This window comes from Streptococcus suis, from assembly GCF_016743335.1.
Taxonomy (GTDB): domain Bacteria; phylum Bacillota; class Bacilli; order Lactobacillales; family Streptococcaceae; genus Streptococcus; species Streptococcus suis_Y.
In genome coordinates, this window is the sequence record NZ_WCJE01000017.1 from 1 (window position 1) to 11,389 (window position 11,389).

The following is an 11,389-nucleotide window of genomic DNA, read 5'->3' on the forward strand; positions in this document are numbered from 1 at the left end:
GATTTTAAACTGTATTCTACACGAATTTTGTATCAATTAAAACCAATACTAAAGAAGAATATAATCCCAAGTTTATGGTTATTGACAAGTGGTATTATCGGGCTTGCAATTGCGTTATTTACACGTAAACGTAAATTATAATAATCACCTAACTGATACAATTCTAAAGGATGAGAACAAGCCCTGTACTGCTTCTCTAGATTCGCATCAACATCTCCACAACTTCCAGAGTGTGACAGACTTAAAATCAACCACAAAGCCCTCGCTAAGCTTATACATCTAGCGAGGGCTTTATATTTATTTTTTATAATCTTTTAGTTTTCGGTTAGTATAGCCATTTCGTTTGCTTTTAGTACTCGCTTCAAAGGTTCAGGTAACCTTTGAAGGCTGGAGATAGTCGAAGCAAGTTTACCTCAATAGCTACAGGTTGCTAGAACAGCCTAAAGGTTGTTCTAGGTTGGAAATATTTCCTCGCTCGTCGAAGTAATAAAAGATAAACTAAATGATTATAATGTTTGATAGAGTGAGGGGGCGGAGTAATAAGATATCTTATCCGACTACTCCCATATTTATCACTTAGTTGATTTCCGTACTTTGATTCCGTGGTTAAGAACTACCTCACGGTTTTCCAACTCTTCCTTGTGCATGATTTTGGTAAGCATGCGCATAGCAATTGCACCAATATCATATAGTGGCTGATTGATAGAGGTCAGGTTTGGACGGGTAAACTTAGTCACTAGGGAATCATCACTTGTGATGATTTCAAAATCTTCCGGAACCTTGATGCCCATATCACTGACACCGTTCAATAGACCTGCAGCAATCTCATCTTCTGCAACATAAGCTGCAGTTGCTCCGGCATTCAAAATACGTTCTGCTAGAGCGTAGCCTTCCTCGTATTTATACTTGGATTCAAAAACCAATCCTTCGTTAAACTCGATTCCGTTGTCCTTCAAGCCTTGTTTGTAGCCTGCAAAACGAACTTTACCATTGATGTCATCTACAAGCGGCCCTGATACAAAGGCAATTTTCTTGTTGTTCTTAGCTAATAGATTGACTGCATCAACACTAGCGGCAGCATAATCAATATTGACGCTAGGTAATTGGTGCTCCAAGTCCACGGTACCAGCTAAAACAATCGGTGTACGTGAGCGTGAAAACTCCGCACGAATCTTGTCTGTCAAATGATAGCCCATGAAAATGATTCCGTCCACCTGTTTTGAGAATAGGGTATTTACCACATTGATTTCTTTCTCATCATTTTCATCACTGTTTGCTAGGACGATATTGTATTTGTACATATCGGCAATATCATCGATACCTTTGGCCAAGGTTGCAAAATAGGCGTTAGCAATATTTGGAATCACAACCCCTACAGTGGTAGTCTTCTTGCTGGCCAATCCACGTGCAACAGCATTTGGACGATAATCCAAACGATCGATGACTTCTAATACTTTTTTACGAGTATTTTCCTTTACGTTTTTATTCCCATTTACCACGCGCGATACTGTCGCCATGGATACACCTGCTTCACGGGCGACATCGTAAATCGTAACCGTATCATCAGTGTTTAACATAACTTTTGTACTCCCTTTCAATATTCTATTTCTATGAAAATTACGCTTTCACTCGATTATAGTGTATCACTTTTTGAAACCACTTTCAAGAGAAAAAACCTATTTTTTTGATAATACTTGCAATTTTTTTCATTTTTTGGAACAATAGTCTATATAATAAACGAAATTTTCACTTTTTTTACCACTACATGCTAGAAAGGGCTCCACTATGTCAAAATTACATCATGTTAAATCCTACTTAGAAGCCAACAAAATGGACTTGGCCATCTTCTCTGATCCAGTTAGCATCTATTATCTGACTGGCTATCATAGTGATCCTCATGAGCGCCACATGATGCTCTTTGTTATGCCTGACCACGACTCACTACTCTTTCTCCCTGCCTTGGATGTAGAGCGTGCGGTTGCGACTGTTGATTTTCCTGTAGCCGGCTATATGGACTCAGAAAATCCATGGCAGATTATCAAGAGCAAATTACCACAAAAAACATTCTCTGCTATCGGTGCAGAATTTGATAATTTGAATTTAACCCGCTACCATGGTCTTCAGTCTATCTTTAGCCAACCATTTTCAGACATTACGCCTCTGATTAATACTATGAAATTGATCAAGTCTCGTGATGAAATTGAAAAAATGCTGGTTGCTGGAGAGTTTGCAGATAAGGCTATGCAGGTTGGTTTCAATAACATCTCACTCGATGTAACCGAAACTGATATTATTGCTCAGATTGAATTTGAAATGAAAAAGCAAGGCATCTCAAAAATGAGCTTTGAGACCATGGTCTTAACAGGTGACAATGCCGCAAATCCACACGGTATTCCCTCAACAAACAAAATCGAGAATAACGCTCTGCTATTGTTCGACCTAGGCGTGGAAACTTTGGGCTATACGTCTGATATGACACGGACTGTCGCTGTCGGTAAACCTGATCAGTTTAAAAAAGATATTTACAACTTGACTCTGGAGGCTCACATGGCCGCGGTCAATATGATCAAGCCTGGTGTGACTGCTGGTGAGATTGACTATGCCGCTCGCTCTGTGATTGAAAAAGCAGGTTATGGCGAGTACTTCAACCACCGACTCGGTCACGGTTTGGGAATGAGTGTCCACGAGTTCCCATCTATTATGGAAGGCAATGATTTAGTCATCGAAGAAGGTATGTGTTTCTCTGTCGAGCCAGGTATTTACATCCCTGGAAAAGTTGGTGTTCGTATCGAGGATTGTGGTTACGTTACCAAAAATGGCTTTGAAGTCTTTACAAAAACACCAAAAGAATTACTGTATTTTGAAGGGTAAAAAACAAGCCTCCTACGATTTTGTAGGAGGTCATTTTGTTTAGAAATTTCTACCGTTTTTACCGTAACCATATTTTTCCATAAAGTCTTGACGGAATTCCAAAAGGTTGTCATCCATGATTGCTTGACGGACATTTTTCATCAAATTAATCAAGAAGTAGAGGTTGTGATAACTTGTCAAACGAATACCAAATGTCTCGTCGGCCTTAAGTAAATGGCGGAGATATGCACGTGTATAGTTTTTACATGTGTAGCAATCGCACTCTGGATCTAACGGTGTAAAGTCCTCAGCGAACTGAGCATTTTTCACTACAAGACGTCCACGACTGGTCATACAGGTTCCATTACGCGCAATACGTGTTGGTAATACACAGTCAAACATATCAACCCCACGAATCACGCCATCAATCAAGCTATCTGGTGCTCCAACGCCCATGAGATAGCGTGGTTTATTCTCCGGTAAAAGAGGGGTCGTGAAGTCCAGTACAGCATTCATTTCATCGTGTGTTTCTCCAACAGCCAATCCTCCAATGGAGTATCCAGGAAAATCCATGCTAACCAAATCATGGGCTGATTGGCGACGAAGATCTTCAAAACCAGCACCTTGGACAATACCAAATAAACCTTGGTCATGCGGACGGCGGTGAGCCTTGAGACCACGTTCTGCCCAACGACTGGTTCTTTCAATCGATTTTTTTACATAGTCATAAGGTTGATAGAACTGCGGACACTCATCAAAGCTCATCATAATGTCAGAGCCAAGATTGTTCTGAATGGAAATTGCTTTTTCAGGTGACAAGAACATTTTACTACCATTGAGATGATTTTTAAATGTAACACCTTCTTCAGTAATATTTCGGCTATCTGCTAGAGAGTATACTTGGAAACCGCCTGAGTCAGTCAGAATTGGTTGATCCCAATTCATAAACTTGTGCAAACCACCTGCACGCGCCACTAAGTCGTCACCTGGACGAAGCCACAGATGATAGGTATTGGATAGGATAATCCCTGATCCCATCTCTTTCAATTCTTCAGGCGACATGGTCTTTACCGTTGCCTGAGTCCCTACGGGCATAAACATGGGGGTTGGGAAGGTCCCGTGGGGTGTGATAATCTCCCCTAAACGAGCACCTGTGTGCTTTTCTTTCTTAATCAAGCGGTACTTGATTGGTACATCTGTCATAGTTACCTCCAACTAGGAAAAACAGTCCTAGGAATTTAGTCTTGTATGGTCAATCAGTTCATTTTACAAAATAATTACCAATCTCCACAGCATCTTCCAGTCTATCAAAAAAAAACTTTCTTGTCACTTAGAATTATGTTACAATGTTTTGGTAAGGAGATTATGTAGATGTTTACAATTTATAATATACGTGAGCGGGCTCGCCAAACACTAAACGAGACACCTGGTATCTATCAAGTGGCCGTCATCCCCGTCACTATTTCTGTTATCGTTCAGTTAATTTCTTTCTCTCGCAATAGCCTTGCTGGAGTAACAGCTGAGGAACTTGCTAGTCCTAGCTACTTTATTTCTACCTCCTTGTTTCCAATATTTTACGGATTGCTATTAGGACTACTGCACTTATCCATTATATGCACTATATTTCATCTTATCAAAGGGGTAAAAACTTCCACATCATTTAAAGATGTGCTGATGATTTTCAATCATAAAGATTTCTGGAAAATCTTTCGAACCTACATTTTAAAAAGTTTCTTGCTCTTCCTTTGGGGACTACTGTTTTACCTTGGCATCGGTCTACTTATCGGTGCTGGAACGATGATTACAATCATAGCTGCATCCAGTCAATCCTTAGACCCTGATGCACTTCCTATGGAAATCCTTGCCATACTAGGGCTAATGGCCATGGGAGGTATCCTACTTATGGTTTTAGGAATTGCTCTTTATATTCCACAATTCTATGCTTATTCACAGGTAGAATATATCTTGTTTGATCAATTAGAACGCGAAGAATATACAGGCGCTTTTTCAATCATTCGGTCTAGTCGAAAGTTGATGAAAGGCTACAAGTTTAAACGCTTTACACTTGATTTATCCTTCATTGGCTGGTTCCTTCTTGTCATTATTACATTTGGCCTGGCTGGTTTATATGTATGGCCGTATCACTATGCTGCACAAATACACTTCCATGAAGAAATTTTAGATGAGCAGGCTAAGAAAATGAGTTACGTATAAAAATAAGAGCGATATATGCTCTTATTTTTATATACACTTTTATGTCTATATTTAAGAAAAAAATATAGTAATAATTGGTAAAAACATTTGGATTGTGTTATACTATGACTGAGGAGCAACAAAGGACTATTTTAGCCTGCTTGGTATTGGAGCAGATTTCTTCCTTTCTATTTTTTACGCCATGTGTAGTAATTTGTTCCAATTCTAAGCGCTCCTCCTTAGAGTCATCCGGCAGTTCAATGGTTCATTGAACTGCTTTTTCGATGAAAAAGGGAGTGGGAAAGAACTCGACCAGTCTAAAAAGAGTTCGTCAACAAGTCCATATTTCTAGTTGTTGAGCTGAAACAGTCTATTCCCAGACTGTTTCACTCCCACCCCCGCATAGCTCCAACAGTCAGAGTAGTGACTGTTGGAGGTTGGAAATGAAGCGAACTCTGTTCGCATCAGTCATATAGGTCAGATTTGGAGTGTGAAACACGAACTGCTGAGATTTGCTTTGCAAATCTTATCTCCTACCTTTAACAGTCCACTGGACTGTTAAACCCAATCAACCACTGCGCTGAGATGTTGACACGAACTCTGAGAAGCAAGGATGGACTTTCTGCCCAGCCTCTATTAGTATTGTTCTTTCATTTCAAGATATTCAATCTTGATACATTTATTCATGACAATATCGTTACGACCTGCCTGACGCAATAGTTTTTCTGCTTCTTGACTTTCTAAACCAAGTTGAGCCCAGAAAACTTTGGCGTTCGACTGGATAAATTCCTGTGCTACCTCTGGTAAAAATTCACTTCTGCGGAAAACATCTACAATATCAATAGATTGGTCAATCTCTGCTAGACTACTATAGACCAACTCGCCTAAAATAGTCCCACCAGCAGCCTTGGGATTAACTGGAATAATTTTATAGCCCGCTTCCTGCATGAGCTTGGAAACGCGGTAGGCTGCTGTCTCTTCTCGACTAGACAAACCGACCACTGCAATGGTCTTAGCATTTTTCAGATAGTCAAAGATAATGTCCTGACTAGGATTTTGGAAGGAATAAGACATAGAGACCTCCTTTAATGTATATTAAATGTTAGAATCAATAAAAGCTTAATGAATAAGGTGTGCTATAACACAATCTTGTCAGTTTTAACTCGTTACTGATTATAGCTTGTCTACTTTGATTATTTTTTAGCAATTTGGTACACGACATCCTTAACTTGGCCGATAACCTTTTTAAGGTTGGTCCGATCTTTATCGGTTCCTGGATCTAAGGAATAATAGATTGAACCCACAACCACGGAGTCATCATAAGCAGCTGTTGATTCCATCCGATAAAAAGTCAGACGAGCTAATTTTTGATCTGTTAATAACTGTCGCCCAACCTGCCATTCCTGACCATTGATTGTGACAACCGTCTTTTCACTGAAAGAATGATTTGTTTCAAGCATCCGTGCTTCTAATTCCTCCGGCGTCATATTGCGACCGTCTTCCAATGGAGACTGATTAAAAGCATTGATATTATAGAGTTGAACCATGTAATTGCTGGAACCTTCTTTAACATCATAGACTGCAGCGACCGTCTCATCCTTAGTATTTTCTGCATTAATTGTCCAAGTAGATGGCACATCATAATAACGGAAATATTCCTTGATATTCCCATTTTCATCTTTTTCAGCAACACCATTATTGGCCGCATAAATCTTGTGGCCTTTTTGTGTTTCGTCAGCAGGTGGTGTACTATTAACAGCTATAAGCCCTGCATTTGCTAGAACATTGAACTGTTCGTTCGTAGTATCCTGCTTTTCTTGCAAAATCGGTAAAGTGGTTGAAAACTCTTCCCCTGAGGAAGCTGGTGTTTTCTCTGCCTTCTGCGCTGTTTTTCCACAACCTGCGAGCAGAAGACTACATAGACCAATACAAAGAACTATCTTTTTCATACTCTTCCTTTCTTACTTAGCTTCATACCATGTCGGTCCCTCATTTTCATCCGCAATCAATGGTACAGACAGGCTAATCGCCGATTCCATGGTCTCTTTTACCATGGCTTTTACCGTTTCTAGCTCTGCCACTGGGGCTTCCAAAACAATCTCATCGTGTACTTGCAATAACATACGTGTCGCAAGACCTGCTTCAGTCAAAGCCTTGTCAAGATTAATCATGGCTACTTTGAGAATATCTGCAGCCGAACCTTGAATTGGTGAATTGATGGCTGTTCGTTCCGCAAAATTACGGACATTGAAATTGCGAGAGTTTATATCTGGTAATTCACGACGGCGTTTGTAAATAGTCTCTACATAACCCTTATCACGTGCCTCACGAACAATGGTTTCCATGTAATTCTTAATTCCTGGGAAGCGTTCAAAATAGGTATCGATATAGGCTTTAGCTTCCTTACGTGTAATCCCCAAGTTATTGGATAGACCAAAATCTGAAATGCCATAGACGACACCGAAGTTTACAGCCTTGGCATTCCGACGGTCATTTGGTGTCACATCCTCAGCTTTTTCGATACCGAAGACCCGCATAGCTGTCGAAGTGTGAATATCTGCACCTTGCTGGAAGGCCTCGATTAAGTGCTGGTCCTGGGAAATGTGGGCCAAGACCCGCAATTCAATCTGGGAATAATCCGATGCCAAGAGGACACTATCCTCAAGCGATGGGATAAAGGCCTTGCGAATCAAGCGACCTTGTTCCAGACGAACAGGGATATTTTGCAAGTTAGGGTCCGTCGAAGATAGACGACCTGTTTGTGTCAAATCCTGTACATAGCGGGTATGGATCTTACCATCTTCTAAAATGGCATCCTGCAAGCCGACTACATAGGTTGATTGAAGCTTGGTAATCTGACGGTATTCCAAGATTTTTGAAACAACTGGTGCAATTGGCGCTAATCGTTCTAAGACATCTACTGCTGTTGAATAGCCTGTCTTGGTTTTCTTGGTATATTCCAATGGTAGTCCCATCTCTTCAAAGAGAATGGTCCCAAGCTGCTTAGGCGAATTGATATTAAATTCCTGACCAGCTAGTTCATAGATTTCCTTGGTCAACTGGTCAATCAAAACTTCGTTTTCAGATTGCATAGCTTTGAGAGTCTCAGCTTCCACTTTAATACCCGCAATTTCCATCTTAGCTAAAACATTTGCCAGTGGCAACTCCATGTCAAACAAAAGATCTAATTGCTGATTTTCTTCTAATTTGGTCAACATCGGCTCTTCTGTCTCAATCAAAACCTGAACCTTACGTGCCAAGTGTGGGAAAAAGATCTCGCGTTCTGGCAAGTCTAACTTAGCACCCTTACCATAAACTGCCTCATCTGGAACAAGACTGGTCTGACCATAGAGGTTTGCAATGGTTGTTAGGGAATTGTCCTCAACGGTGGAAAGCAAGTATTTGGCTAGACGGCTATCGAAAGTAGCTGGAGGTAGCGTAATCTCTTTTCGGTCGAGAAGAACTTTTCCACGCTTAAAATCATAGGTTTTTATGGTTTGGTTTTCTAAAAAGTCACGCAAGACTGGACTATCAAGTAGCTCAGGCCCTCCGACATAGATTTTCTCCTTATCTCCCCAAGCTAAACCAACCAAATCCTCTCGGTGATAATTTTCACCCAAGATTTCAAAATAGAAAAACTGGTCTTGTTTGAGCATAGCGGGGCTGATTTCCGTTACGATTTGGAAATCGAGTACCGCTTCCTCTTGCGAGCTGGTCGTACCTAACTGAGCCCTTAATTGCTTGAAGCCCATGTCATCATAAAATTGTCCCAGTTCATCCACCTTAGGGCCTTGATAAACAATGTCATCCAGACCAATTTCGATTGGAGCATTGGTGTCAATGGTAGCAAGTGTACGAGATAGGAAGGCCTTCTCCTTATCACCAATCAGGTTTTCTTTCATCTTAGAAGCCTTCATGTTGTCAATGTTTTCGTAGATACCATCCAAAGAACCAAATTCTGTCAGGAGTTTTAGACCTGTTTTTTCACCGATTTTGGTCACCCCAGGGATGTTATCGGACTTATCTCCCATTAGAGCCTTGAGGTCAATAAACTGAGTAGGGGTAATCCCCATTTTTTCCATGAGGTAGGCTGGGGTAAATTCTTCGAATTCGGCTACGCCTTTCTTGGAAATTTCGACTACGGTGTTCTCATCAGTCAGCTGGATCAAGTCCTTATCTCCGCTGACAATGGTCACATCGAAAGGAATCTCTGTCCGCTCTGCCATTTTGTCCAAGGTACCGATAATATCATCTGCCTCATACTGATCCAGTTCGTAATGCTTGACTCCCATGGCATCCAACATCTGACGGATAAAAGGAAACTGCTCACGGAATTCGTCTGGAGTCTTGGCACGACCTGCCTTATAGTCTGCATACATCTCCGTACGGAAAGTGGTCTTTCCAGCATCAAAAGCCACAAGAATGTGGGTCGGCTCAATCCGCTTCATCATGTGGTCCAACATGAGATTGAAGCCGTATATGGCATTGGTATGCAGACCATTGGCATTCTTGAAGCGGTCGATTTGGTTATAAAGTGCAAAAAAGGCACGGAAGGCTACCGAAGAGCCATCGATTAATAATAATTTATTTTTTTTCATGTCTCTATTATAGCATGGATGGGGGAGTTTTGTGGGACTTAGAGGGCTGGAATAACAGAAAATCCCAGTCAGCGACTAGGATTTTTCTTTGCGATAATAAATGTTCTTTGCGACTATTAAACTATGAGGTTTTTCGTATTCTTGATCTAGGTAAGATTGGTAGGTTCCTGGAGCAATGAAACCGCGCAAGCCTAGGACATCTGTTCCTGCTTGACCGATTACTGAATCAGCCAGAAGAACGCAATTAGTAGATAGGACGAAATAGGTTTTAAATTTAGACTTTCTAAATTTGAATAATTCCGCATGTATTGCCTCTTTCATTCGATAGGCATACATTTCAATCGGCTGGCCGTCTGCCGTTTTCGATACTTTTTCAGGACTTGGATTCCAAGGTAGGAGCAGATTATCAATTTCAGCCAATCGAGCCTCAACTGCTTCTTCCTGTTCAGGTGTCAGGCTTAGCTGATAACCCAACATAGTCATTCCTTCTTGATTACAGAAGTCAATATAGGCTTGGCGCTCTGCTTTGAACAAGACTCCATCACCAATCGCACCACCCAAACGCTCTGACAGGACATCGTATGAACCAAAACCGTAGACCTGCCCTTTGTAACTCAAATCAACATGGCCAACAGCTCCGAACCCTTCTTCTCCAACGTGTACAAAGACTTCTAATGCTGGAAGCTCCGCAATTTCTTTGTGGCGGTTATAGATAGATTGAGCCGTTTGTCCCTTATTATCCGCCAAATAATCATTGACTTTTTGCAGGGTCATACGAGGAATCAAAGCTGCTAAAAATAAAGGTAGGGGCAAACGGACATGGCGCTTAAGATTTTGTTGCTCAATAGCCTCCTCAAACAAGAAACCATCACGCAGATTAGTTAGTCCGTACAAGACCAGATAACCTCCGATGACAATGGTTTGAACAACCAGCTGTGTGCCTGACACAAATAGGGAAGCTGAACCTAGTAAGGATAACCAAATTCCATCTATTAAATAGCGAATCCGTGGCTGTACCCCATCTTTTCGATATAGGTAAAAAGTAATAAAATTAATGACTGCCGCAAAAAGCTGATAAATCCCAACAAAAATAGCCGCGAAATAGAGGGGAATTTGAACAGCTAAGTCGAGACTGGCTAGGATCCCGAAAAGAACAGCCTTCCCAACTAGCGCAATGACACTTTCACTCGAATTCTTCTTTCTGAAAAATATCATGCTCAATTCATATAAAGCTAAAAAGAATAGACCTGCATGAATGAACCGAAGAATCAAACCCGGAAATTGCCAGCCAGCAATTAAAAATCCAATACCAATGAAGACTAAGATTAGACCTTCTCCAACTAATTTTCGACCTGTTAATCCTAAATCACTTATTTTTTTCATGAGATGATTATAGCATATTTCTAGACTTATGTTTGCAAAAAAATCCTAGATGCACTAGGATTTTTTTGCTTTATAGCTGTGTTTCTCATATTTCAAATTAGTTCACAATACAAACTATCCGCTTCCGTGTTTTATGGCTCGGGTTAGAGGCTGGGCAAAAAGCCCAGCACCACTTCTTAGAGTTCGTGTCAACATCTCAGCGCAGTGGTTGATTGGCGGATTTGTTCGTGTTTTACACTCCAAATCTGACCATTACGACTGATGCGAACAGAGTTCGCTTCATTTCCAACCTCCAACAGTCACTACTCTGACTGTTGGAGCTATGCGGGGGTGGGAGTGAAACAGTCTGGGAATAGACTGTTTCA

The 11,389-nt window shown here is 41.0% G+C and carries 8 protein-coding genes; 2 read left to right on the plus strand and 6 right to left on the minus strand.

Translation table 11 applies throughout. The features are described 5' to 3' along the window. Nucleotides 1-572 precede the first annotated feature (572 nt). A complete protein-coding gene (gene ccpA / locus F9856_RS06300; protein ID WP_004298830.1) occupies nt 573-1,577 on the minus strand; it encodes a catabolite control protein A in 1,005 nt (334 codons plus the stop codon). A 208-nt stretch (nt 1,578-1,785) separates the two neighbouring features. Between ccpA and F9856_RS06305 the strand changes: the two genes are divergently transcribed. After that, nucleotides 1,786-2,871: a M24 family metallopeptidase gene (locus tag F9856_RS06305; protein ID WP_202106086.1), complete on the plus strand. Its 1,086-nt coding sequence runs from the start codon at nt 1,786-1,788 to the stop codon at nt 2,869-2,871. 39 nt (nt 2,872-2,910) lie between these two features. Here the strand turns inward: F9856_RS06305 and tgt are convergent, their stop codons facing one another. Further along, the gene (gene tgt / locus F9856_RS06310) at nt 2,911-4,053 is read right to left on the minus strand and encodes a tRNA guanosine(34) transglycosylase Tgt (protein ID WP_099871480.1); all 1,143 of its coding nucleotides are present in this window, start codon (nt 4,051-4,053) and stop codon (nt 2,911-2,913) included. Nucleotides 4,054-4,221: 168 nt separating this feature from the next. On the opposite strand from tgt, the gene F9856_RS06315 reads away from it, so the two are divergent. Further along, a complete protein-coding gene (locus tag F9856_RS06315; protein ID WP_099871478.1) occupies nt 4,222-5,064 on the plus strand; it encodes a DUF975 family protein in 843 nt (280 codons plus the stop codon). A gap of 615 nt (nt 5,065-5,679) precedes the next feature. Here the strand turns inward: F9856_RS06315 and F9856_RS06320 are convergent. From F9856_RS06320 to F9856_RS06335, 4 genes are all read right to left on the minus strand, one after another. Beyond that, entirely contained in the window at nt 5,680-6,117 is a 438-nt protein-coding gene (locus tag F9856_RS06320) for a CoA-binding protein (protein ID WP_024376621.1), read from the minus strand. Between the two features lie 119 nt (nt 6,118-6,236). Further along, nucleotides 6,237-6,992, minus strand: a complete 756-nt coding sequence (locus F9856_RS06325; RefSeq protein WP_202106087.1) for a glucose-6-phosphate isomerase — start codon at nt 6,990-6,992, stop codon at nt 6,237-6,239. Between the two features lie 12 nt (nt 6,993-7,004). Further along, nucleotides 7,005-9,641, minus strand: coding sequence for a DNA polymerase I (gene polA, locus F9856_RS06330; RefSeq protein ID WP_202106088.1), 2,637 nt, complete (start codon nt 9,639-9,641; stop codon nt 7,005-7,007). 75 nt (nt 9,642-9,716) lie between these two features. Continuing rightward, the gene (locus tag F9856_RS06335; RefSeq protein WP_236659564.1) at nt 9,717-11,024 is read right to left on the minus strand and encodes a hypothetical protein; all 1,308 of its coding nucleotides are present in this window, start codon (nt 11,022-11,024) and stop codon (nt 9,717-9,719) included. Between the last annotated feature and the right edge of the window lie 365 nt (nt 11,025-11,389).

Excerpts from the sequence above, each read along its gene's own strand:
- ccpA (WP_004298830.1), bottom strand. The coding sequence starts at position 1,577 with ATGTTAAACACTGATGATACGGTTACGATTTACGATGTCGCCCGTGAA.
- F9856_RS06305 (WP_202106086.1), top strand. The coding sequence starts at position 1,786 with ATGTCAAAATTACATCATGTTAAATCCTACTTAGAAGCCAACAAAATG.
- tgt (WP_099871480.1), bottom strand. The coding sequence starts at position 4,053 with ATGACAGATGTACCAATCAAGTACCGCTTGATTAAGAAAGAAAAGCAC.
- F9856_RS06315 (WP_099871478.1), top strand. The coding sequence starts at position 4,222 with ATGTTTACAATTTATAATATACGTGAGCGGGCTCGCCAAACACTAAAC.
- F9856_RS06320 (WP_024376621.1), bottom strand. The coding sequence starts at position 6,117 with ATGTCTTATTCCTTCCAAAATCCTAGTCAGGACATTATCTTTGACTAT.
- F9856_RS06325 (WP_202106087.1), bottom strand. The coding sequence starts at position 6,992 with ATGAAAAAGATAGTTCTTTGTATTGGTCTATGTAGTCTTCTGCTCGCA.
- polA (WP_202106088.1), bottom strand. The coding sequence starts at position 9,641 with ATGAAAAAAAATAAATTATTATTAATCGATGGCTCTTCGGTAGCCTTC.
- F9856_RS06335 (WP_236659564.1), bottom strand. The coding sequence starts at position 11,024 with ATGAAAAAAATAAGTGATTTAGGATTAACAGGTCGAAAATTAGTTGGA.